Here is a 23,831-nt window from a genome sequence, read left to right as displayed (position 1 = left end):
TCAAAAGAGGATTTTTTTTAACTTAGACTCCTCATCATGCTGAGTTATTTTAGCATCTAATAAAGGCTATCAGATACTGAAACAAGTTCAGGATAATACATAAATATTGATATGAAAGTTGTTTCCTTTTTACCTGCTGCTACAAAAATGATTTACGATATGGGCCTGCAAGAATACCTGCATGGCGTAACATTCGAATGTCCTAAAGAGGCGGCAGCTCAGCCTAAAGTTGTACGATGTATATTAGAAGGTAAAAACTATTCGAGCATCGAAATAGACCGTATATTTTCAGCATCAAAAGCACAAGGCAAAAGTTTGTATTGGGTAGATGATGCACTATTGGAAAGCATCGCACCTGATGTGGTTTTTACACAGGATATATGCGAAGTGTGCAACATCGATACGGTTTGCACCGAAACAGCCGTAATGAAGCTCAGTAAACAACCTGTACTAGTTCCTTTATCGCCAAATAACTTACGGGATGTTTTCGAATGTGCTATTACCATTGCCAGCGCTTTAGGAAAGGAAGAGGTAGCGTTAAACTATCTGGCAGGGCTGCAAAAGAAAACAGATCATATTTTAGATCAGCTTAGGGCAAACCGTGCGCCATTAAAAAGGATCATGCTGATGGAGTGGATAGAACCGATTTATAACTGCGGACATTGGATTCCTTTTCAGATTGCTGCTGCTGGTGGTGTTGATATGCTGTCTAACCCTGGTGGCGACTCTATTGTAACGCAATGGGATAAAATCCTGAAATATAATCCAGAGGTTTTAGTTATTGCCCCATGTGGTTTTGATATGGAAAGAAGCATGGAAGAAATGGAGCTGCTAACCTCAAAAACAGGTTGGAAAGAGCTAGAGGCCGTAAAAAACAACCAGGTTTATATTGCTGATTTTGATATGTTTACCCAGCCTAGTGTAGGCACACTTGTTGAGGGTATTGAAGCTTTAGCCTGCATGTTTCACCCGCAAATATTTAAGGCAGACGAAAACATAGGCAAAAAATTCATCAACTACAGCCAGCCTGTGAAATCATTTAAATCTGTATAATCCATTTATGAAATTAGTTGTTTTAACAGGAGCAGGGATCAGTGCCGAAAGTGGGTTAAAAACATTTAGGGATACTGATGGATTATGGGAAGGCTATAATGTTTATGATGTAGCCACCCCCGAGGCTTGGGAGAGAAATCCGGAATTGGTACAAGAATTTTATAATGAAAGAAGAAGGCAGGTTTTAGCTGCGAAACCCAATCTGGCTCACCAATTACTGGCTGAGTTGGAAAAAGATTTTGATGTTGAGATTATTACCCAAAACATTGATGATTTGCACGAAAGGGCAGGCTCTACCAAAGTTACCCATCTTCATGGCGTAATTACCAGGTCTCAATCAGAGAGAAAAGCAGATTTAACCTATCCCATCGTTGGTTCAGAAATAAAAATGGGCGAGCTTTGTGAGCTGGGCTCTCAACTTCGTCCACATGTAGTTTGGTTTGGCGAAGCTGTACCCATGATAGAGGTAGCCGCTAAACTTTGCAAACAAGCCGATCTGTTTGTGCTCATCGGAACTTCGTTAGCTGTTTATCCCGCAGCAGGTTTAATTGATTTTGTGCCTTCCTTTGTTGATAAATACATTATTGATCCAAAAACACCCGATGTAAAGCGTTATAAGAATATAATCAACATTGAAAAAAACGCAGTAGAAGGCGTTGCGACGTTAAAAGAAATCCTAGCCAATGCCAGATAAAAAGATTTGCATTTTTAATTGGAGTGGTGGTAAAGACAGCACATTGGCTTTGCATTATGCTTTACAAGATCCAACTATCGAAATCCGATACCTGATTACTACAGTAACGGAAAAATACAACCGTGTTTCCATGCATGGTGTTAGGGAAGCCTTACTGATCAAACAGGCAGAAAGTATTGGTATTCCACTGTATCAGATTCGCTTAGGCGAAATGCCCGATATGGAAACCTATGATAGTACCATGAAGCATCATCTTTCTAAATTTAAAGAGGAAGGTATTACCCATTCTATTTTTGGCGATATCTTTTTAGAGGATTTACGTACTTATCGCGAGAACAAATTAGCAGAAATTGGACTTAAGGCTATTTTTCCGCTTTGGGAAAAAGATACACGACATTTAATTGAAGAATTCCTAAACCTGAACTATAAAACCATCATTGTTTGCACACAGCAAAATCTCGAAAATTTTTGTGGAAAAGTAATCAGCCTTGATTTAATCAGGCAACTTCCCGCAGATATCGATCCCTGCGGCGAAAATGGAGAGTTTCATACTTTTGCATTTGAAGGACCAATTTTCAAGAGTAAAATCACTTTCACCATCGGAGAGAAGGTATTCAGAACTTATAATGCTCCAAGTAAAACAACAAAAGATGACGATTCACCTTGCTCAACCTCAGCCCTTTCAGGCTTCTGGTATATGGATTTATTGGAATAATTTTTCTTTTCAAAACATTTTGGCATCATTTTTTCTTTAATATGTGTAATTAACTAAATCATACAACACATTGAAACCTGTTTAGCGAGGTTAGGTAGCTAAACAAGCGTCATATTAAAAAATTAAGAGTTATGAAAAAGATATTGGTAGTAATCGCATTAAGTTCTTCAGTTTTATTTGCTTGTAATAATAAGGCAAAAGAAGAAGCAGCATTAAAACAACAACAGGCAGAAAAACAATTGGCAATTAAAGCAGTTAAAGATAGTTTAAGATTAGATAGCTTTAAAAAAGCCGAAGTGGCCAAGGTAGAACAGGAAAAAGAAGCTAAACACCAGGCAGAATTAGCTGCAGCAAGGAGAGCAAGCTCATCTAGATCTTATGCAAGTTCTGGTGGTGGTTCTACTGGCGCTTATGGTGGTGCACAACCAACAGCTAAGAAAAAAGGCTGGAGCGATGCAGCTAAAGGTGCAGTTATCGGTGGTGCGGCAGGAGCAGTTGGTGGTGCTTTAATCGATAAGAAAAAAGGTAGAGGTGCTATCATCGGTGGATTAGTTGGAGCTGGTGGCGGTTATTTAATCGGTAGAGGTGAAGACAGAAAATCTGGCCGTGTGCAACCTAAAAACTAAAAAGCTTTAGAAGATAATAGGAAGTCTCGATTGTAAAATCGGGGCTTTTTTTTGTGCCCAAAAAAATGATTTATATATTAGTGAAAAAAGAACCATGATAGAAACTCAAACCGCAGATAAAGGACAGATCCAACACTTCGTAATGTTCTGGCTAAAACCTCAACTAACTAAAGCCGAAATTGCAGATTTCGCCAATTTTTTTGAAAGCTTAAAACCAATCAAATATATCAAAACATTAAGTTACGGTTTAGCTGCTAACACACCTGTGCGTCCGGTAACCGATAACTCTTTTACTTATTCGCTAACCATTACATTTGCCAACATCGCAGATCATAATGCTTATCAGGAAGATAAAGCACATTTAGACGCTGTAGAGAAATTTTCGAAAAACTGGTACAGGGTAGTGGTGCACGATACGGTGATTGCTTAATAAGTTTTAGCCACAGAAGCGCCAAGCATACTGAACATTCTGCGAGCGTTATCCTGAACTTGTTTCAAGATCTTCCCGTCTTAACCATTAATGCGCACAGATGAATACATATTTCATTTATGCGCATTTTTATTAAATATTCATTTACGCACGGGTTAATCCCGCGGTCAGTCATTTCGGGCGCAGCCGAGAATCTATTTTAAGTTAAGTAACCTTAGAAGAGATTGGTCACCATGAATTTATCAGGGTTACAAAATAGATATTGTTTACTACAGGATGAAAAAAGTCCAAACCTCCCATTTATTTGGCAAAATAAGCAAGTGAAATTATATTTTGTTGTTGTGTATAAAAATCAATATATCAATTGTTTATATGAATTAATTTAAACAATTACTATTTATTAGAAGTGCTTTTCTTTCTAAAAAACAATCCAATATTCGAAATATTATTTCGAACAAACAAATAATACTCTAAAAATCAATTAGTTATACTAATAAATACTAGTATTGATGCCTGTTATAGGCCGCCGTGAAATCAGAACGCATTATTTTAAAACGAGCTATTACTGTTTGAATAAACACTTCGTCTATAATTTCAAACACATCATTAACACCGCCCCCACTTAGATCAAGTTCTGCAAGTTTATAACTTTGCTCAAAGGTACCCTGCTCAAACTTTACAATATACTTTTGGTTCATCGAAAAAATGGTGATCTTACATTCCGGATGTGGAAGTTCTGCTACTACTCTCATTTATTTTATATTTTTATTTACAATTCAACAGATATGCCATTAAGCGTACCCCAAGTATCTACAATCGAGAAGCGGGCAAATAATTCTTCTTTATACCACTCGCGCTCCCTGGTAAGCTTAATTACATCAGAATGATCAAAAGATTTATATGCATAGTTTTTCATGCTATCTGCATCGGCCCAGATCGAAAAGGTGGCCTGATCGAAAAATGGGTTTTCGCCAATACCTGCCGACAAGATAAAGCCTGGTGCAGTGCGCATGGCATCAGCTGCTCTTTTAATATTCTGCCTAAACTCTTTTAACTTGTTAAATTTAATTGCTGCCCTTGTAATTACAGCAATCTTATCCGTGTGGACATTACTTATTCTATCGGATTTAAATGGCTGTACTGCTGACCATAAACCATGACTAGATAAAGGGTTTAATAAGATATGAAAACTTTCAATCCCGAAGAAACCAAGCCATTTCATCACAAAAGAATCACGATAAAAAGCATCACAATCCTTCCTGTTATCCCAGGTAGTAAGCACAGCCCAATGTTTGTAATCAGGAGCTAAATCTACCTGAGCATTTTTTCCGCTTCCCATTAACTTCCAGAACCTACATTTTTTATTCAACCACAATGGCAACCGTAAAACAGCCATTCCTATAAAAGCAAAAGGAATGGTGAGGCTACGGAATTTGGTAATGGTTAAGGCTACGATCATAAACTTTACGATTAATGATGCCAAAACTAAGGATTTTAAGAATAGGTTATCATTCAAATTTTCGTCATTAAAACCCACCACTGCTTTACATCTCGCAAATCATAACTAACTTTGATTATAGAAAAATTAAAATGGCAGAAGATTTAACCATTACCAGAAACACATCAAAGGAAGAGCAATATCAGTCAATCATCCCTCAGATAGATGCTTTGCTTTATGGCGAAACAGATTTTATTGCAAATCTCGCAAATGTCGCAGCGGCGCTCAAAGAGCAATTTAACTGGTTCTGGGTAGGGTTTTATTTGGTTAAAGAAGATGAATTGGTGCTGGGGCCATTTCAAGGTCCGGTAGCCTGTACACGCATTAAAAAAGGAAAAGGGGTATGTGGCGCGTCCTGGCAACAGGCAGAAACCATTATTGTTCCTGATGTTGAGGAATTCCCTGGTCACATCGCCTGTGCATCGGCTTCGAGATCAGAAATTGTTTTACCCTTGATGGTGAACGGAGAAGTGATAGGGGTTCTAGACGTGGATAGCGAGGTTTTAAATAAATTTGATGAAACGGATAAGGTTTATTTAGAGCAGGTTATATCCATTTTATTAAACAGATAGTTAAGGTAATATATTGAAACTAAAAGAAGAATACTATCTGAATGAAGACGTGGTTAGCCTAGCTAAAGATCTGTTGGGTAAGGTATTGTATACCAAAATTGATAACGAAATCAGCGCAGGGATTATCGTAGAGACCGAAGCTTATTTTGGCATAAAGGATAAAGCTTCGCATGCCTATGGTGGTCGCAGAACCAGCCGAACAGAAACTATGTATGGTAGCGGCGGTATTGCTTATGTATACCTCTGTTATGGTATGCACAATCTCTTCAATATTGTAAGTTCAAAAGAAAATGATCCACATGCTGTTTTAATTAGGGGTATAGAGCCTTTAATTGGGATTGATATTATTGAACAGAGGAGAAATATGTTGCATACAAAAGGCGCAATTTCAGCTGGTCCGGGTTCCGCAGCAAAAGCACTAGGGATAGATAGAACTTTTAATGCCAAAAATCTTACCGGTGATGAAATCTGGATCGAAGACCATGCTATTCGATATCAAAACGAAGATGTTGTAGCTACACCCCGTGTGGGTATTGCATACGCAAAGGAGCATGCTTTGTTGCCTTGGCGGTTCTTTGTAAAAGGCAATAAATATGTGAGTAAACCCAATAAGGTTTAATAAAATAACATAATTGAAAAGCAGGTTTGGAAACAATACCTGCTTTTTTTGTAATATTGAGGCGATGAATTTTGAAAACAACTTATTATTTGCGCAAGCACAAGACGAAGCGGACAAGTTACGTGATTTTCGGTCTCAGTTCTTATTTCCGAACCATAATGGAAAAGATTTTATTTATCTGTGTGGTAACTCATTAGGGCTTCAACCTAAAGTAGCTGGTGAAGTTTTAAAAAGCCAGCTTAATAACTGGGCCAACTATGCAGTAGAGGGCTGGTTCGATGGAAACGAACCCTGGATGTTCTACCACAGGGCGCTTAAAAAGTTAATGGCCCCAATTGTTGGCGCATTACCATCGGAAGTTTGCCCAATGAATACCTTAACGGTGAACCTCCATTTATTAATGGTTAGTTTCTATCAGCCCAAAGGCAAGCGTTTCAAAATTATTATGGAAGGCGGCGCATTCCCGTCTGATCAATACGCAATAGAAAGCCAAGTAAGGTTTCACGGTTTCGATCCAAAAGAAGCGATTATAGAGGTTTTTCCTAGAGGAGGCGAGGAAATACTCCGTACGGAAGATATCGTTGCTCAGATCAAAGAAAATGCAGGCGAAATTGCATTGGTATTATTCGGTGGAATTAATTATTACACCGGGCAGTGGTATGATATGGAAACCATTACAAAGGCAGGGCATGAAATCGGCGCAATTGTAGGCTGGGATTTGGCGCATGCTGCAGGTAATGTGCCCTTAAAGCTTCACGATTGGGGTATAGATTTTGCCTGTTGGTGCTCATACAAATATCAAAATTCAGGTCCAGGAGGAATAAGCGGAATCTTTGTTCATGAAAAACATTTCAATAATACCAAATTAAATCGCCTTGCAGGATGGTGGGGATACCAGGAAAGTAAACGCTTTAAAATGGAAAAAGGCTTTATTCCTGAAGCTGGGGCAGACGGTTGGCAGATAAGCTGTACGCAGGTAATGCCTATGGCTTTATATCATGCTTCTCTTCAGATTTTCGAACAGGCTGGCTTTATAGAGCCGTTAAGAAGTAAAAGTATTGCTTTAACTTCCTATCTTGAATTTATTATAAATGAAGTAAATAAAGAAATAGGTGTAGAGCAGTTTAAGATTATCACACCTAAAATCGCTAAAGATAGAGGAGCCCAATTATCCATCATCGCACAGCGTAATGGTAAACAGATCTTTGATGGTTTAATGGCTAATCATATACTTGGCGATTGGCGCGAGCCTGATGTGATCCGTTTAAGTGCTGTTCCACTTTATAACTCTTTCGAAGATATTTATCACGCCGGAAAAGCGCTTTTAAAAGTAAGTAAAGAGGTTTTACAATAACAAAGCACAAACGCTCATTAAAAAAAAATAAGAAATGATTAATTACAATCCTAAAGACTGGAGTACCTTCATTTTTCATATTCACAAAAGCGACACTTTTCGGAAACTGTGGCCATTAATGCTTGCTGTAGCAGTTTTTTCGGGCTTGGTGGCATTTGCAGAGCTCAATTTTTTTCAACTATCGAAAAGCAGTTATGTAACCAATATTGGTATGATGCACAGCTTATTGGGCTTTGTATTATCCATGCTACTGGTTTTTAGAACAAATACAGCATACGACAGGTGGTGGGAAGGAAGAAAGTTGTTGGGATCGCTAACCAATGTGAGCCGTAACCTGGCCTTGAAAATAAAAGCACTTAAATTAACAGAGGAAGATGTCCGTTTTTTCGAATACGGCATCCCTAAATATGCTTTTGCCTTAAAGGAACATTTACGCGAAAGAATGTATTTTGGCAAAAATAGCCTTTTAATAGAGGTTGAAGAGGGTAAACACGTACCAAACCAGATTGCAGGAAGCTTGATTAACAGGTTATACGAATTACTTGGAAAAGGTGCTATCTCACAGGAGCAGTTTATTGTGCTTTCAGGCGATTTTAATCAATTTACTGATATCTGCGGCGCTTGCGAACGTATCAAAAATACACCGATCCCATATTCTTACAGTGCTTTTATCAAGAAGTTTATCTTTATTTACGTTATTACTTTACCTTTTGGATGGGTATTCAGTTTAGGTTATTTCGTGGTGCCGATTGTGCCCTTTATTCTCTATGTATTAGCAAGTTTGGAGCTGATAGCTGAAGAAATAGAGAACCCGTTTGGAGAAGACGCGAACGACCTCCCGGTAGATCAGATCTGTACGAACATCGAAAAACACGTAGAGGAGATTTTAGGTTAATGATTAAGATTGCCTGGCATCCACTCTACGCACATCCTTTGCCCGAAGGACACCGTTTTCCGATGCTTAAATATGAATTGATACCTGAACAACTTTTACATGAGGGGACTATAACATCGCAGAATCTATTTAGTCCAGAATTAGTTTCAGAGGATGTTATACTCTTGACTCACGAAAAAGCATATTGGGAGCAGCTTAGGGATTTAACACTATCAGCAAAAGACCAAAGAAGGATAGGTTTTCCTTTAAATGCGCTGCTTTTAGAACGAGAACTGAGAATTACGCAGGGCACAATTGATGCTGCCCATTTTGCAATAACTAACGGAATTGCCTTTAATGTTGCAGGAGGCACACATCATGCGGGCAGCAATTGGGGAGAAGGTTTTTGCTTGCTAAATGATCAGGCTGTTGCAGCTAATTATCTGTTAAATAAAAATTTAGCTAAACGGATCTTAATAATCGATTTAGATGTGCACCAGGGAAATGGTACTGCCGAAATCTTTCAAAATGAGTCAAGGGTATTCACTTTTTCGATGCATGGCGATAAAAATTTCCCTTTTAGAAAAGAAATTTCAAGCTTGGATGTGCCTTTAGATGATGGTGTACAAGATGAAGAATATTTGTCATCTTTAAATATAAATTTAAAAAACGCATTCGAAAGAGCAAAGCCTGATTTTGTATTTTATCTATCGGGGGTAGATGTGCTTTTTACTGATAAGTTGGGTAAACTGGCTTTAAGCAAAGCAGCATGCAAAGAACGTGACAGCTTGGTACTGCAGGCCTGTAAAAATAAAAATCTACCGGTGCAGGTGAGTATGGGCGGTGGCTACTCCACCGATATCAGAGATATTGTAGATGCACATTGTAACACTTATCGGCTGGCTTTTGATTTATTTGTATAAGCTCAGGCACAAAACCATAATATCCTTATCTTCGCGGCCATATGTTGGAGATTATTTATCAGGACGAAAATCTAATTGCAATTAACAAACCACATGGGCTATTGGTACATCAATCTTCCATCGCAAGAGATGCTACAGAGTTTGCGCTTCAGTTATTAAGAGACCAGGTTGGTAAACATGTTAGTCCGGTGCATAGATTAGATAGGAAGACTAGTGGAATCTTGTTATTTGCTTTTGATAAAGTATCTGAAATTGCTATGCATCAGCAATTTATGAACACACAAACCGATAAAAAATACTTGGCTATCCTACGTGGTTTCACACCCGATGCCATGGATATCGACTATCCGTTAGCCAAAGAAAACGGAACCATGCAAGATGCTTTCACCTCGTTTAGAACACTTCAAAGGGCAGAGGTAGCAGTAGCTTTCGGTAAACATCCTACCTCGCGGTATTCATTGGTTGAGGCTACACCTAAAACCGGGAGAATGCATCAACTGAGAAGACATTTTAGCCATATATTACATCCGATTATTGGAGACAGAACACATGGCTGTAATAAACAAAATAAATTTTTTAAAGAGCAGTGGGATATGACAACTATGTTGCTTCATGCCTCCGAATTAGCATTCTCTCATCCCATCACAAAAGAAAAAATCCATTTAAAAGCCGGTTTACACAATGAGTTTAAAAGAGTGATGGATTTCATGAAAATGGCACACTAACACAATTTTTGCCATTAAAATCTGTTTATATAGCATCTATGATTAAATACTTACGTTTTACACTCCCAGTTTTAGCGCTTTTTGCAGCCAGTTGTTCATCTGTTTATATGCCAAACGTTCCAAATACCCCCATGTTGAGTAAACAGGGTGAATTTAGTGGTGGTGCACATATCTCTTTAAAAGGCAACGCCAGTGTTAATGGTGCTTATGCCGTTTCTGATCATATCGGTGTACTTTTTAGCGGATCGAGAATGAACAGCGAAAGAAAAACCAAGGATTTTGGGCATAAATTAATTGAGATCGGCGGGGGTTACTTTGATACTTTTGGGCCTGACAACAACCGGATTATAGAAGTTTATGCAGGTGTAGGAAAGGGGTGGAGCGATATCACTTTCCGTGATTATAAAGACGATATCCTCGTCAGTTCCGAATTGCAGGAAGTAGATTATCGGAAGACATTTTTACAGGTAAATTATAGTTCGAAAAAGAAAAACAACCTGCATTTATTCGGAACCGATTTTCCGATTAACTACGGTACGGCGTTAAGGATTAGCCATATTAAAATGGATAGGTTCTTTTTAAATGGTGTTGTTCAGCCAAAAGAAGACAATATCTTCTTTGAGCCTGTATTCTTTACGCGTATGGCGCTCAGTAAAACTTTCCAGTTGCAGTATACCACGAGCAGTAATATTGGCTTAAAGAGCCGCAAATACATGTCTGCTGGCAATTCTATCTTTACCATTGGTGTTGTGGTTAATGTTGGGGGGAAATAATTCCCGGATAATTTTCTTTATCCGGAGGATAAATTTTATTTTGCGACAAAACCGTTCAATACAAAAAATCTATGCTTAAATCTTTTAGGATAATTCTACCTATTTTATTTTTATCACAAATTGTGATGGCTCAGTCTGAGTATGTCGTATTAAACACGGGAGATACAATTTACTGTAACTTTCAAAAAGGAAAAAAAGGCATGCTGATGTTTAACCCAATTGCTGGTGGAACAATGAAACCGATCATCGCAGATAGCATTAACGCATATTTTCAAAGAAAAGATAAATGTGTTTTTATTGCTAAAAAATTGCCGGGAGAAGATAAAAAAAAGTTTTTAGCAGTCTTGGAACAAGGTAAGGTTGATCTTTACCAATTTTCACAAAGTTATAGGACTGGCGGTTTCTCTATTTCTGGTATGCCTGGTTCCAATTATGGAGCGGGCAGTGTAAGCAGTTTTGACCTTTATGCAAAAAAGATAAACACAGATAGCTTGCTTGCGATCAAAACGAATACAATACTCAGTAAAACTTCAGCTAAACAGAGAAGGGAGGCGTTTAATAGCTTAATTGGCGATGATAAAGAATTATTGGATTTCTTTTTGGCAAAGGACGAGTTTAGTGTAGATGTGATTAGAAATACGATTATGCTCTACAATAAACGTAATCCTATTAAACAATAGCAGGGTTACGGTTTAATTTCTTTGTTTTATTCTGGAACCTTAAAAACAACAGGATAGAAGCCGTTAACAAACCCAGTGTTAGTCCGTACCAAATACCATTAACACCTAAATTAAAATGAAAGCCCAGTACATAACCTATGGGAATACCAACCACCCAATAAGCTAAAAAGGTAATAAAGGTCGGAACATTAACATCACCAATACCACGCAAAACACCTAAGCCAACCACCTGTGTACCATCAAACAGCTGAAAAAAGCCAGCAATAATCAATAACTGGGCAGCAATAGGAATAACGGCAGCATCTTCCGTATAAATAAAGGACATGATGTTGTTGGCCAAAACAAAAATCACTGCTGTAATAGACATAAACAACAAAATAACATGGTAGCTGGCTATGGCAGAATTACGTAAATCTTCGAAATTTTTCTTGCCAAAGTTATTTCCTGTCTTGATAGTAGCAGCCGATGCTACACCACTAGCAATCATATAGGTCATGGCAGCTAAGCTAATCGCGATTTGATGTGCAGCCTGTTCTACCGCACCAATGGTACCTATAAGTACAGCAGCACCACTAAAGGCACTGATTTCAAAAGAATATTGCATCGCCACAGGCATCCCAATTTTAGCAATCTTAATTGCCCTTATTTTATCAAAGAATGTGGCTTTAAAGCTGATCAGATATTTTTTAAAGTGCTGAGCGCGCAGTACATAAAAACACATTACGGTGGCCATCAAAATCCTGTCGATTAATGTACTTAAACCAACACCACTTACACCCATCGATTTAATACCGAACATCCCTTTCACGAAAATGATTCCTAAGATAATGTTAATGGCATTTCCCCAGATTGAAACAAACATGGCTTGTTTGGTAAAACCTAAGCCTTCTGCAAACTGTTTAAAAGTCTGAAAAATTAATAAAGGGATGATCGAAACTGATAAAAGATTCAGATAGGGTTTTGCATAACGTACTACCTCAGGTGTTTGCTCCAGGTGATCGATCACAAAAAATATCCCCAATTGAACAAGTATATATAAAAATATACCTACACAAATATTGATAATGAGACTGTTTGAAAGAAGCTTTCCGCATTCACCATAATTCTGACGACCGTTTTCCTGCGCAATAAGTGGTGTTAAACCATAAGAAATGCCTAATCCGATTACGAGGATAAGCATAAATATACTATTCACAAGGGAAACAGCAGCTAATTGAACGGTATCAGTAAAATGACCTACAATAATACTATCGGCCATGTGTACCAAAGTATGCCCAACCTGAGAGCCTACAATTGGCAGCGCCAAATGAAGATTTTCTTTATAATAGGGTTTATATTTGGTGTAAATTTTAGAAAACATAGGTTTGCAAAGGTCGGGTTTTTAAAACTCAAAAAATAGGGATGTAGAAAAGTTAATGTTCGGTTTACAAAGCGATCATCGTGCTGAATTTATTTTACAAGTAGATATAGTGTTTTCAATTGCCTTCCTTATAGCTACTATGTGGTCAGCATCTTTACTATTAGTTTATATGACTAAAACACTTGTAAATAGGCCCTGAAACAAGTTCAGGGTGACGACCATCGAGAAAAAGCACCCTACCTCACCGCTGTAAAATACTCTTCCTTTTCTGTGGTATGTGATTTGATTACATTAGTCAGAATTAAATTAACCAATACTTTCTGGGCCTTGCGGTACGAACTGCGCAACAGCTTACTAAATTCTTTTAAGGTAATCTTTTCGTTTTGCTCGAGGTATTCCAGCAGTTTTTTTTCATTTTCAGAATAGGAAATAAGCACCCCATTGTTTTTATATTCCTGTTTCAACACTTCCAAAATAATCCGACTGGCTAGAACGCTTTTATCATTTATGCGGATATAGGCCCACCATTTTTTTTGATCATCGAGTGCATAATGTGGTTTAGTATCACTTTCAGGGATATTTACGACTAAAACCAATTTATCATCTACATAAATTTCTTCAAAGTAAGGCTCAATTGCGGGTTTGCAAAACTGATGCGCAGAAGTTAAGATCATATATTTTTCTTCTTCCTCTGATTTTACCCCTTTAATAGATCCATCATCTGCCACACCGATTAACAATTTGCCACCTTTGTTATTGGCAAAAGCAACTAAACTCTTGGCAATTTTCTCGGTACTGGTAATGGTTTTCTTAAAATCGAGCATAACGCCCTCACCCTGCAAAATTAAACTCTTAATACTCGGCATAATCTAAAAATTAGTAAGCAACTCTGGGCGTTTCGCCTTGATGCAGGTTTCGGATATATACTTCATTCATCACAGTAGCACACAGCTCGCCATCCTTATTGGTAATTTCCATCGAGTAGGCTTTTACAAACTTCCCAATGGTTTTTAATGCATGTTCGGCTTCATTCAGCATATCGTCAGTTACTGTTATGGTAAAGTATAAAGTAGAACGACCGGGTTTTAAATACTGTATAGAGGCACTCTTTAACCAAACACGGACTTTAAAGCCACGGCGTTGCATTAACTGATCAAATAATAAGGCATAAAATGGATCTGTAGCTGCATAAATAGTACCTCCAAAAATAGAGCCGTTATAATTTTTATTCAGAAAACTCTTGCTCAGCTTAACCGTACAGCTTCTAAATTCATTTTCAAATCTCTGAACCCAAATGCGTTGAAAAAATAAGGGGGGGTAAAAACGCATTACCCATTTTAGGGTATTTTGAGAAATAATCATACTTACTAATATCAGAAAGTTTTATCACCTTTTAAAGTTTTACAGATCTTGTTTTGGTAATATTTCCGTAATTTAGAAATATGCATGTTTATGATACCATTACCGACGCTTTAACAGATTTAGATCGTCGCGGTTATAATTTAGATTTTAATTTAACGGCAGATGCTTTAGAATGTAAATCATTTAATTTATTACTGAAGCCTGAAGAATTTGAAATCGAAGAGGTATACCGCTTCGAAGGAATGACCGATCCGGCTGATAGCTCGGTTGTTTACGCTATTTCATCAAATGCTGGAAGTTTAAAAGGAGTATTGGTAGATGGTTATGGTGTATATGCTGAAAATATATCGTCAGAACTGTTGAATAAGTTGAAGATTCATCATGAATAATACTTTTCTTTGTTTTGTAATGCGTTAATAATCAGTGCGATCGATTAAAAATAAGCAATATGGAATGAAAAAAAATAAAACCAAATGATTATAAGGTTGTTAAGTTGATAGATAACAATAAAAACTATGAAAAAAATAATCTTAAGTCTTGCTTTTGCGGGTTCTCTTATGATAGCCACTTCAGCATGCAATTCGTCTAAAAATATGGCTGGTTCTTCAGACAGTACTGCGACGGATTCGACAAAAATGATGGACACCACTAAAAAGATGCCAGACACCACCGCTAAAAAAGTGCCTGATACTACTAAAATGCCACCTGATACAACGAAAAAAAATCCTCCAATGTAGGAAATGTAAAAGCCACTCTAACCCAAGAGTGGCTTTTATTTTAAAAATCTATTTTAAATATTTGTGTTATTGCGTACTTTCAACGCTTAAACCAAATAATTAAATGGATCTTCAAGCAAACGCAAACAACCGTAATGTAATTTTCTTAGTTATTGTAGCTGCTTTAGGCTACTTCGTAGATATTTATGACCTTGTTCTATTTTCTGTTGTACGGGTAAAAAGTTTTACCGATATCGGTGTTTCTGCGGCACATATGCGTACCGAGGGAGAGTATGTAATCAACATGCAGATGTTCGGTTTATTGCTTGGAGGCTTGCTTTGGGGTATTATCGGCGATAAATTCGGTAGAATCAAAGTATTATTTGGATCAATTTTGATGTATTCGTTAGCGAACATAGCCAATGGTTTTGCTACCGATGTACATACTTATGCCATTATCAGGTTTATAGCGGGCATTGGTTTGGCAGGAGAGTTAGGCGCAGGGATTACCCTTGTTACCGAAACCATGGACAAAGAAAAACGTGGCTACGGCACAATGGTGGTAGCTGGCATTGGTTTACTAGGAGCAGCAGCAGCAGCTACAATTGGCAAACATTTTACCTGGCAAACCTCTTATTTTGTAGGGGGTGGCATGGGACTTTTGTTATTGCTTTTACGTGTAGGTACTTTCGAATCAGGTATGTTTAAGCATGCCGATCAAAGTAAGGAGGTTTCAAAAGGTAATTTCTTTATGCTTTTCTCCAATCGGAAAAGATTTTTAAAATATCTGGCTTGTATCTGCTTAGGACTTCCACTTTGGTTTATTGTGGGTATTTTAGTCACTCAATCGCCAGAAATAGGTAAAGCGCTAGGGGCTAAAGATTTATTGAATGCTGGTACAGGGATTATGTACACCTATTTTGGTATAGCTATTGGCGATGTGGTATGTGGCTTTTTGGCCCAGGTATTAAAGTCACGAAAAAAAACAGTGCTTATTTTTCAAAGTTTATCGGTGATTACTGTACTTGTTTATTTAAACAGTACGGGTTTAACCGAAAGTAGTTTTATCCTGATCTGCCTGTTTATGGGCTTTGCAGTTGGCTATTGGGCAACATTCGTTACTATTGCCGCTGAACAGTTTGGCACTAACATCCGTTCAACTGTTACCACTACAGCGCCAAACTTTGTACGCGGAGCGTTAATTCCGATCACATTTGTTTTCGAATTTTTTGTACACCGTTACAATATTGTTTCGGCCGGTTTTATAGTAATGGGAATTGTAACCGTAATTGCCATGATCTCTGTAGCTTCTTTAAAAGAAAGCTTTAATAAAGACCTCAACTATTTAGAACATTAATTTTTAGGACTTTGGACTAAGGGACTAAAGACTTCAGACTAAAAGCAATGTCAACAAAATGTACTATCTAAACATAAATCAATATTGCTGCTTTAATACCTTTAAATTTGTATGGAAATAGAAAAAATCATCATGTTTAAAGAAGAAGTAGCAGCACGGTATAAGCAAATACAGGATGAAATTTGCAGGGGATTGGAAATTGCCGATGGCAAAGGGAAATTTGAAGAAGAGCTCTGGGAGAGAGACGGTGGGGGAGGCGGACGTACGCGGATTATGCAAAATGGTGCCGTTATCGAAAAGGGTGGCGTAAATTTCTCTGCCGTACATGGTAAACTGCCTGAAGCGGTAAAAAAAGCCTTTAATGTAACAGAAGATGATTTTTTTGCTACTGGAGTTTCAATTGTGATTCATCCAAATCATCCGTTGGTTCCGATTATCCATATGAATATCCGCTACTTTGAACTGAACGAAGAAACACGGTGGTTTGGCGGAGGTATCGATTTAACACCACATTACGTGTTCGAAAACGATGCCCGTTTCTTTCACCATAAACTAAAACAGGCTTGCGACGATTTCAGTGCTGAGTTTTATCCAAAATTCAAAACACACGCCGATGATTATTTCTTTATTAAACACCGTGAAGAAACCCGTGGTATTGGCGGTATTTTTTACGATCGATTAAAACCTGAAAACACCAACCTGTCTTGGGAGCAGATTCTGGATTTCTCCATTAATATTGGCGAAACATTTTTGCCCATTTATACCGAATTAATTGATCGTAACCGGGATAAAGAATTTACCGAAGCCCATAAACAATGGCAATATCAGCGCCGTAGCCGTTATGTAGAGTTTAATTTAGTTTACGATTCCGGAACTAAATTTGGCTTGGAAACCAATGGCCGGATCGAATCTATTTTAATGAGTTTACCTCCACAGGCTAACTGGGGCTACAATGTTCAGCCGGAACTAGATTCTGATGAGTATAAAACTGTACAGCTGCTTAAAAAAGGGATTAACTGGATCTAAATGACCGAATTAAAAGAATTTGAGCGTCTGCTACTTAAAACGATAATAAAAGATAATTCAGAAAAATTTAATTACTTATCGACGCATTTAGACTTCATAAGAGTCGAAAGTACTAGGTCAACAGGTACAGTTTTATACATCAACTTTGAATATCTCAAGGAATTTCAAGAAGAAGAATTTGAAAACGGTTTACTCAGTGCAGAAGCAAAACTAACAGCTCCGAACCTGAAAAATGAATTAACTTATTGCTTGGATGTTACGAACTGTAAAATAGATTCTTTAGAAATTTTAACCAATGAGAAAGAAAACTGGGACGGTGATTTAGAGAATTGTAGTTTGAATTAATTTCGGGTTTAACTTTCGCTGAGTATTTTCTTTCCGATCAAAAAATAAATTAGAGAACCGAAAAGTGGTAAGAACAATACTACGTTGGTCCACATCCATTTTTGGCGTCTTTTGCTATATGGAAATTTCGAAATCTCTAAAATAACGTAAATGTTTACCAACATAATAAGCATTACAACAATAGCGAGAATTATTAAATAATCGTTCATACGTAAATATAGTCAATTTTAAAATAAGGTTAAAGGTGGCGTCACCTCATGAAAGCCAGCTTTTAGTTTGCCAAGCCTGAAATCGTTTACTAGGTTGTGAGCCAGATGCGTTGGTTCAGGAATCCGATAATTTCCAACAGATTTTTTGATTATATCTAAACTTTCTTCTTGCGTAATTAAATGTCCGGCAGAAATATAAACAGGCGCGCAATTGATTTTTGTTCTCAGTGCAAAGCCAAGCATTTCACCTGCATTATTTTTAATTTCTGTAGCGCTATATTTGGCATTTTCTGGCTCATGATTTTTTCCATGTAAAAGACTCTTTGCACAGCCAATTGTGCTGTGATTGGCTAATATTCCAAAATGCGAAGCAACACCCATATGGCGTGGATGCAAAATTCCGTTTCCATCCAACACTACAACATCTGGTTTATCTGCAATCAATTCCCAAACTTTTAATAATGCCGGAACCTCTTTAAAACCTAAAAATCCGGCTTTATACGGAAAACTGGTTTCGTAAGTTTCTAACGCGAATGATTTTAAGACCATGCCAGGATAAGTTAAGATCACAATTCCAGCATACATGGTTGTACTGTTTTTATTAAATGAAATATCTGCACCGGCTATGGTACTAATTTTTTTAAGTGGCTCCAACTTTAATCGTTTGGCTAATTCAATTTGATAAGCAGCAGCATCATCGAAGTTGTAATGGTCGTACATAATATTAGTACAAATTCTTTAGGGTTATTGTTTTATTATATCGTTAATGATTTGTCTTATAATTAATATTATGTTAAGTTGTATTTCTTGAATACCTCCCTATTCCCTTAAAAAACAAATAAACTAGAGTTCCTGAAGCTTTCGGTTAAGTTCTTGAACTTTGTCGGTAGCTTTCTTTTTGGTGTAGATATCAATCAGTAACTGAACTGTTTTTTTGTCGTTCGGATTAATTTCATTGGCACGTTGCAAAGCAAACTGCGCGTGATTAATCAATCCATTATACTTAGCAGTTTTATCTGCTTCATTTTTACTTAAGGTTTCGTTGGCTGTGTTTATATAAGCCAAACTTAATTGATACAATGCATCGAAATAATTTTGATCTGTGGCTAAAGCTTTATCATAAGCTAAAATAGCGGTAGCATTATTTCCACCAATTTGTTGCAGATAACCGTAAAGAAAATATAGTAGTTTACTTCCTTTTTCTACTTTTAAGTTATTTTCGATCAGTCCCTGCGCTTTACTGTAATTCTCGGTATCGAGTAAAAGATTGATATAATCGTTGGTTAAAAAACGGTTGAATGGATTAAGCGCAAGCCCATCTTCTAAGGTTTTAATTGCAGTTTCATTTTCTGATTTTACTACATACATCTGAGCCATTTTCTGGAAAACAGACGGGTTTTTAATGCCATTTTCTTTAGCACGCTTAAAATAAGTTAAAGATTCATCATATGACTGAATGTTTAACGCGCATATTGCGGTATTTAATGCTAAAGTAGTGTCGGCTGGAAAATTATCTGATACTTCTTTTAAGTCTGCGAACGCCTCTTTAAATTCATTGTTAAAGTAGGCTTCATTGCCTTTCTCTTGCTTTTTAATCAGAATGTTGTGCGCTGATGCCTTAATAAGTCCCCCATTGTCATTGTAGCGATCAAGCGATTTTGCTTTAGCAACAGCCTCAATGGCATTATCATAAAACTTGTTGGCATTATTAGGATCGGTATCTATTAATGCGGCAAACGACATTAGGTAAGATTTTATTGACCAGGTTTCGGCCCAGTTTTTTGTTTTATTATCTTTTTCTGCAGACTCAATCGACTTTAAACCTTCACTTATAATAGCAAGTTGCTTTTTCTCATCTTCTTTATTGGCGATAGATGCCTGTAGTTTACCCACGGCATTTCTGGCAATAAGGATTTGAGTTTTTTGGGCCACAGCATTAAAAGAGACGAAAATTAAGGCAATTAATGATATTTTAAAGCAATTCTGCATAAGATAAATAATGTGGTAAAACCATACATAATAAACCATAAAAATAAACATAAAAAAAAGAGCCCCGAAATTTCGCGGCTCTTTTTTTAAATGGGTATCAGAATTATTGTTTAGGTAATGCGTCTAAACGTTTCTTGATGTCTTCGTAATTTTTAGTATCATTTCTAAAAGCATAGATCGTTTTCAAGGTTTCTAATGCACCTTGGTTTTTAGCGTCAACTTCTAAAGCTTTTTTGTAAAAAGGGAGCGATTTATCTAACAAAGCATTCATTTTACCTGTTACTTCGTTAAATTCTTTTACTTTCTTAGGATCAATTTTATTTCTGTCGGCCTGTAATTTTAAAGCCTGACTGAAATAGATATTACCTAATAAAACCTGGTAGTTAGCATTGTTAGGTTCTTTTGTTGCTAAAGCCACTAACATTTGCTCAGATTTTGCCGCATCACCCCTATCAATATAAATCTGAGTCTCAGTTTTAATCCAGTCGGTATTTTCAGGGAATTTTGCAGTTGCTTCCTTAATAAGGGCCAACGCAGCAGTTGTATCTTTTTGTTTAGCCAATGTGGTTGAGATAATCTCAGAATATAAATCTTTAGACTGTGGAGAATTCAAAGAGATTACTTTTTTGAACTGGGTAATCATATTTGGATAATCTTCATTAAGCCTGGCCGCAATACCCGCATTTAAATACATTGCTGTATCGTTTGGATTAATCACTGTTGCTGCTACAAATTTTGCGTAAGCAGTTTTGTAATCTTTCTTATTGTAAGCAATTACACCACCATTTCTAATTGCGTTGCTAATATTGATTTCAGCTGAATTAATGTTGTCTTTCTCCGCACCTTTAGTATCCAGTTTTTTTGCTTCAGCAATAGCTTCTTGTGCAATTTTCAGGTTTGCATCAGCGTTCGCAGTACTTGTTGAATCTAAAATTGCTGCAGAAGAAGCAAATAAAGCACGATAAGACCATGCTTCAGGCATTACTTTAGATTTTTCATCAGCAATAGCTTTATCCGTGTGAGCCAACCCTTTCGCTAACGACTCAAGTTTCTTCGCTAATGGCGTTGATGCACTTGAAGAAGTTAACTGGAACAAACCCCAATCGTTTTTTGCCGCGGTTACTTCACTTTTCTGAGCAAATGCAGCGCTTACTACACCCGCTAGAACTATACTTAGAAATACTCTTTTCATAATTTTTATTCTAATCTTATTTTTAGTTAATTTTCTTCTTCCGTTTCATTATCTGAATCAGCCTCTTCTTCCGTATCGTCAACTTCTGGAGTAGTATCAGCTTCTAATTCTTCACCGTCTGTAACTACAACATCAGTTAAATCTACTGTTTCTTCCTCGTCTTCTTCGTGATCAATTTTAGTTACTGATGCAATCTCGTCATCACCTTTTAATGAGATCAAACGAACACCTTGCGTGGCACGGCCCATTACCCTTAATGCTGAAACCGGAATTCTGATTACAATACCTGAACGGTTAATGATCATCAAATCTTCGCTATCTGTAACGTCTTTAATCGAAACTAATTGTCCGGTTTTTTCAGTAACATTAATTGTTTTTACTCCTTTACCTCCACGGTTAGTTACACGGTAATCTTCAATATCGGTACGTTTACCATATCCTTTTTCTGATACTACTAACACGGTAACTTCAGGATTGTTTACAGCAATCATGCCAACAACTTCATCCTCATCATGCGCAAGCCTAACACCGCGTACACCAGTAGCTGTTCTGCCCATCGGACGAACAGTTTTTTCATTGAAACGGATTGCCCTACCTGAGCGCAATGCCATAACAATTTCGCTTTCACCATTGGTTAAACAAGCTTCCAATAATACATCGCCGTCATTAATGTTGATGGCATTGATACCATTCACACGTGGACGTGAATATGCCTCAAGAGAAGTTTTCTTAATGGTACCTTTTTTAGTACACATAATAATGAAATTGTTCTCTAAGTATTCCTGATCTTTAAGGTTTTTAACCTTAATATAGGCTTTAATTTTCTCCTCTTTCGGGATATTGATAATATTCTGGATCGCTCTTCCTTTACTGGTTCGCGAACCTTCAGGAATTTCGTAAACCCTCAACCAGAAACATCTTCCAGCTTCGGTAAAGAACAACATATAATTGTGGTTTGTAGCCACGAGCATATGCTCTATAAAATCTTCATTTTTTGAAGTACTGCCTTTCGATCCTTTTCCACCTCTACCCTGCGCTCTGAATTCGGTTGCTGGAGTACGTTTTACATAACCTTCGTGAGAGATGGTGATAACCACTTCTTCATCATCGATGAAATCTTCCATGCTCATATCTTCGGCCGAGTGAACGATGGTTGTTTTACGTTCATCACCAAATTTCTGCTTAACTTCTTCAAGTTCATCTTTGATGATCTTCATCCGTAAACCTTCATCTGCCAGAATAGATTTCAAATATTCGATGGTTTTCATTAATTCGGCATACTCTTCTTTGATCTTATCACGCTCTAGTCCTGTTAAACGACGAAGCGTCATATCCAAAATTGCACGGGCCTGAATATCGCTCAGTCCGAATTTCTCCATTAAGCCTAAACGGGCTTCATCTGGTGTTTCAGATGCACGGATCAATTTAATTACTTCATCTAAATGATCTAAAGCAATTAAATAACCCTCTAAAATGTGTGCACGTTTTTCGGCCTCAGCTAATTCGTATTTGGTACGGCGAACAATCACATCATGACGGTGATCCACAAAATGCACAATTAAATCTTTAAGATTTAACATTTGTGGACGGCCTTTTACCAATGCGATGTTATTTACACTGAAAGAAGTTTGTAGTGCGGTATACTTATAGAGGTTGTTTAAAACGATAGAAGCATTTGCATCACGTTTAATTTCGTAAACGATACGGATACCATCTTTGTTCGATTCGTCTTTAATGTTAGAAATACCTTCAAGTTTTTTCTCACCAACCAATTCAGCAGTACGCTCAATCATCTGTGCTTTGTTAACCTGGTAAGGAATTTCAGTAACAATAATTACCTCGCGGTCTTTAATGTTCTCGATTTCTGCCTTTGCACGCATTACGATACGGCCGCGACCTGTTTCGAAAGCCTCTTTTACACCAGTATAACCATAAATAATACCACCGGTAGGAAAATCTGGAGCTTTTACAAACTTCATTAATTCCTCGATTGTAATGTCTCTATTGTCGATATAGTTTACCACGCCATCAATTACCTCGGTTAAGTTGTGAGGTGCCATGTTGGTGGCCATACCTACAGCAATACCAGAAGATCCGTTAACCAATAAGTTCGGGATTTTTGCAGGTAAAACAGTTGGTTCTTGTAAGGTATCATCAAAGTTTAACTGAAAATCTACTGTATCCTTATTGATATCGGCAAGCATTTCTTCAGCAATTTTCGAAAAACGTGCCTCAGTATAACGCATCGCAGCCGGCGAGTCACCATCAATGTGACCAAAGTTTCCTTGTCCATCTACCATTGGATAACGCAAACTCCAGTCTTGAGCCATACGGACCATGGTGAAATATACTGACGCATCACCATGTGGGTGATATTTACCTAAAACCTCCCCTACAATACGGGCAGATTTTTTATGTGGTTTATTACTGGTTACACCAAGATCGAGCATGCCATATAAAACACGGCGGTGTACCGGTTTCAATCCATCGCGTACATCAGGCAAAGCCCTTGATACAATTACCGACATTGAGTAATCAATGTAGGCCGATTTCATCTGCTCTTCTATGTTAATTGGAATGATTTTGTCGTTCTGTTGATTTTCTAAATCTTCTGCCATAAATTATTATTCTCGCTACTTAAAACGATATTAAAAAAAGGGTATTACTATAACCTTGCGAATTTAACAAAATTTAGGCGAATTAAGGTATTGTGGAAAAGTTTTGGCCTTTGTGATAGGT

The 23,831-nt window shown here is 37.4% G+C and carries 27 protein-coding genes; 18 read left to right on the top strand and 9 right to left on the bottom strand.

Annotated elements, in window-relative coordinates:
- Positions 1 to 111 precede the first annotated feature (111 nt).
- From FHT21_RS09720 to FHT21_RS09700, 5 genes are all read left to right on the top strand, one after another.
- Complete coding sequence (locus FHT21_RS09720; RefSeq protein WP_167294479.1) at positions 112 to 1,053, top strand: ABC transporter substrate-binding protein; 942 nt, start codon at positions 112 to 114, stop codon at positions 1,051 to 1,053.
- 7 nt (positions 1,054 to 1,060) lie between these two features.
- Positions 1,061 to 1,747, top strand: coding sequence for a Sir2 family NAD-dependent protein deacetylase (locus tag FHT21_RS09715; RefSeq protein ID WP_167294478.1), 687 nt, complete (start codon positions 1,061 to 1,063; stop codon positions 1,745 to 1,747).
- Positions 1,737 to 2,462, top strand: a complete 726-nt coding sequence (locus tag FHT21_RS09710; protein ID WP_167294477.1) for a diphthine--ammonia ligase — start codon at positions 1,737 to 1,739, stop codon at positions 2,460 to 2,462. The genes FHT21_RS09715 and FHT21_RS09710 overlap by 11 nt, the downstream gene beginning before the upstream one ends.
- A gap of 131 nt (positions 2,463 to 2,593) precedes the next feature.
- The gene (locus tag FHT21_RS09705) at positions 2,594 to 3,088 is read left to right on the top strand and encodes a YMGG-like glycine zipper-containing protein (protein ID WP_167294476.1); all 495 of its coding nucleotides are present in this window, start codon (positions 2,594 to 2,596) and stop codon (positions 3,086 to 3,088) included.
- Positions 3,089 to 3,182: 94 nt separating this feature from the next.
- Positions 3,183 to 3,518, top strand: a complete 336-nt coding sequence (locus FHT21_RS09700) for a Dabb family protein (protein WP_167294475.1) — start codon at positions 3,183 to 3,185, stop codon at positions 3,516 to 3,518.
- Between the two features lie 500 nt (positions 3,519 to 4,018).
- Here FHT21_RS09700 and FHT21_RS09695 read toward each other — a convergent pair whose 3' ends face one another.
- Positions 4,019 to 4,270: a hypothetical protein gene (locus FHT21_RS09695; RefSeq protein WP_167294474.1), complete on the bottom strand. Its 252-nt coding sequence runs from the start codon at positions 4,268 to 4,270 to the stop codon at positions 4,019 to 4,021.
- 17 nt (positions 4,271 to 4,287) lie between these two features.
- On the bottom strand, positions 4,288 to 5,001 hold the full coding sequence (locus FHT21_RS09690; protein WP_243853943.1) for a DUF3291 domain-containing protein: 714 nt from the start codon (positions 4,999 to 5,001) through the stop codon (positions 4,288 to 4,290).
- 107 nt (positions 5,002 to 5,108) lie between these two features.
- Here FHT21_RS09690 and FHT21_RS09685 point away from each other — a divergent pair, with 107 nt between their 5' ends.
- From FHT21_RS09685 to FHT21_RS09650, 8 genes are all read left to right on the top strand, one after another.
- Positions 5,109 to 5,588 carry a GAF domain-containing protein gene (locus FHT21_RS09685; protein WP_167294473.1) on the top strand — a complete coding sequence of 160 codons (480 nt, stop codon included), beginning with the start codon at positions 5,109 to 5,111 and terminating at the stop codon, positions 5,586 to 5,588.
- Positions 5,589 to 5,601: 13 nt separating this feature from the next.
- The gene (locus FHT21_RS09680) at positions 5,602 to 6,207 is read left to right on the top strand and encodes a DNA-3-methyladenine glycosylase (RefSeq protein ID WP_167294472.1); all 606 of its coding nucleotides are present in this window, start codon (positions 5,602 to 5,604) and stop codon (positions 6,205 to 6,207) included.
- A 64-nt stretch (positions 6,208 to 6,271) separates the two neighbouring features.
- Positions 6,272 to 7,561, top strand: a complete 1,290-nt coding sequence (kynU, locus tag FHT21_RS09675; protein ID WP_167294471.1) for a kynureninase — start codon at positions 6,272 to 6,274, stop codon at positions 7,559 to 7,561.
- A 34-nt stretch (positions 7,562 to 7,595) separates the two neighbouring features.
- Complete coding sequence (locus FHT21_RS09670; RefSeq protein WP_167294470.1) at positions 7,596 to 8,456, top strand: bestrophin family ion channel; 861 nt, start codon at positions 7,596 to 7,598, stop codon at positions 8,454 to 8,456.
- A complete protein-coding gene (locus tag FHT21_RS09665) occupies positions 8,456 to 9,358 on the top strand; it encodes a histone deacetylase (protein WP_167294469.1) in 903 nt (300 codons plus the stop codon). The genes FHT21_RS09670 and FHT21_RS09665 overlap by 1 nt, the downstream gene beginning before the upstream one ends.
- 41 nt (positions 9,359 to 9,399) lie before the next feature.
- Positions 9,400 to 10,083, top strand: coding sequence for a pseudouridine synthase (locus FHT21_RS09660; RefSeq protein WP_167294468.1), 684 nt, complete (start codon positions 9,400 to 9,402; stop codon positions 10,081 to 10,083).
- 38 nt (positions 10,084 to 10,121) lie between these two features.
- Complete coding sequence (locus FHT21_RS09655; protein ID WP_167294467.1) at positions 10,122 to 10,856, top strand: hypothetical protein; 735 nt, start codon at positions 10,122 to 10,124, stop codon at positions 10,854 to 10,856.
- A 71-nt stretch (positions 10,857 to 10,927) separates the two neighbouring features.
- A complete protein-coding gene (locus FHT21_RS09650; RefSeq protein ID WP_167294466.1) occupies positions 10,928 to 11,536 on the top strand; it encodes a hypothetical protein in 609 nt (202 codons plus the stop codon).
- On the opposite strand, the gene FHT21_RS09645 is transcribed toward FHT21_RS09650, so the two are convergent.
- The 3 genes from FHT21_RS09645 to FHT21_RS09635 form a co-directional block, all read right to left on the bottom strand.
- Entirely contained in the window at positions 11,526 to 12,896 is a 1,371-nt protein-coding gene (locus FHT21_RS09645) for an MATE family efflux transporter (RefSeq protein ID WP_167294465.1), read from the bottom strand. The genes FHT21_RS09650 and FHT21_RS09645 overlap by 11 nt on opposite strands.
- A 236-nt stretch (positions 12,897 to 13,132) precedes the next feature.
- The gene (locus FHT21_RS09640) at positions 13,133 to 13,762 is read right to left on the bottom strand and encodes an ATP-binding protein (RefSeq protein WP_167294464.1); all 630 of its coding nucleotides are present in this window, start codon (positions 13,760 to 13,762) and stop codon (positions 13,133 to 13,135) included.
- 10 nt (positions 13,763 to 13,772) lie between these two features.
- Positions 13,773 to 14,258, bottom strand: a complete 486-nt coding sequence (locus FHT21_RS09635; protein ID WP_167294463.1) for a DUF4442 domain-containing protein — start codon at positions 14,256 to 14,258, stop codon at positions 13,773 to 13,775.
- Positions 14,259 to 14,338: 80 nt separating this feature from the next.
- On the opposite strand from FHT21_RS09635, the gene FHT21_RS09630 reads away from it, so the two are divergent.
- The 5 genes from FHT21_RS09630 (at position 14,339) to FHT21_RS09610 (ending at position 17,702) form a co-directional block, all read left to right on the top strand.
- Positions 14,339 to 14,647, top strand: coding sequence for a phosphoribosylpyrophosphate synthetase (locus tag FHT21_RS09630; RefSeq protein WP_167294462.1), 309 nt, complete (start codon positions 14,339 to 14,341; stop codon positions 14,645 to 14,647).
- Positions 14,648 to 14,773: 126 nt separating this feature from the next.
- Entirely contained in the window at positions 14,774 to 14,995 is a 222-nt protein-coding gene (locus FHT21_RS09625) for a coproporphyrinogen III oxidase (protein ID WP_167294461.1), read from the top strand.
- Between the two features lie 103 nt (positions 14,996 to 15,098).
- On the top strand, positions 15,099 to 16,331 hold the full coding sequence (locus FHT21_RS09620) for an MFS transporter (RefSeq protein ID WP_167294460.1): 1,233 nt from the start codon (positions 15,099 to 15,101) through the stop codon (positions 16,329 to 16,331).
- A 132-nt stretch (positions 16,332 to 16,463) separates the two neighbouring features.
- Positions 16,464 to 17,357: an oxygen-dependent coproporphyrinogen oxidase gene (hemF, locus tag FHT21_RS09615; protein WP_167295541.1), complete on the top strand. Its 894-nt coding sequence runs from the start codon at positions 16,464 to 16,466 to the stop codon at positions 17,355 to 17,357.
- On the top strand, positions 17,358 to 17,702 hold the full coding sequence (locus FHT21_RS09610; protein WP_167294459.1) for a hypothetical protein: 345 nt from the start codon (positions 17,358 to 17,360) through the stop codon (positions 17,700 to 17,702).
- 227 nt (positions 17,703 to 17,929) lie between these two features.
- Here FHT21_RS09610 and FHT21_RS09600 read toward each other — a convergent pair whose 3' ends face one another.
- The 4 genes from FHT21_RS09600 to gyrA all read right to left on the bottom strand — a co-directional run bounded on the left by FHT21_RS09600 (position 17,930) and on the right by gyrA (position 23,710).
- Positions 17,930 to 18,631, bottom strand: coding sequence for an endonuclease V (locus tag FHT21_RS09600; RefSeq protein ID WP_167294457.1), 702 nt, complete (start codon positions 18,629 to 18,631; stop codon positions 17,930 to 17,932).
- Between the two features lie 123 nt (positions 18,632 to 18,754).
- Positions 18,755 to 19,900 carry a tetratricopeptide repeat protein gene (locus tag FHT21_RS09595; RefSeq protein ID WP_167294456.1) on the bottom strand — a complete coding sequence of 382 codons (1,146 nt, stop codon included), beginning with the start codon at positions 19,898 to 19,900 and terminating at the stop codon, positions 18,755 to 18,757.
- Positions 19,901 to 20,003: 103 nt separating this feature from the next.
- A complete protein-coding gene (locus tag FHT21_RS09590; RefSeq protein WP_167294455.1) occupies positions 20,004 to 21,092 on the bottom strand; it encodes a tetratricopeptide repeat protein in 1,089 nt (362 codons plus the stop codon).
- Between the two features lie 26 nt (positions 21,093 to 21,118).
- The gene (gene gyrA / locus FHT21_RS09585) at positions 21,119 to 23,710 is read right to left on the bottom strand and encodes a DNA gyrase subunit A (RefSeq protein ID WP_167294454.1); all 2,592 of its coding nucleotides are present in this window, start codon (positions 23,708 to 23,710) and stop codon (positions 21,119 to 21,121) included.
- Between the last annotated feature and the right edge of the window lie 121 nt (positions 23,711 to 23,831).

It is taken from the genome of Pedobacter sp. SG908, assembly GCF_011759615.1.
Taxonomy (GTDB): domain Bacteria; phylum Bacteroidota; class Bacteroidia; order Sphingobacteriales; family Sphingobacteriaceae; genus Pedobacter; species Pedobacter riviphilus.
Note: the sequence above shows the minus strand (reverse complement) of the source record. Positions and strands in the feature narration are given on the sequence as shown.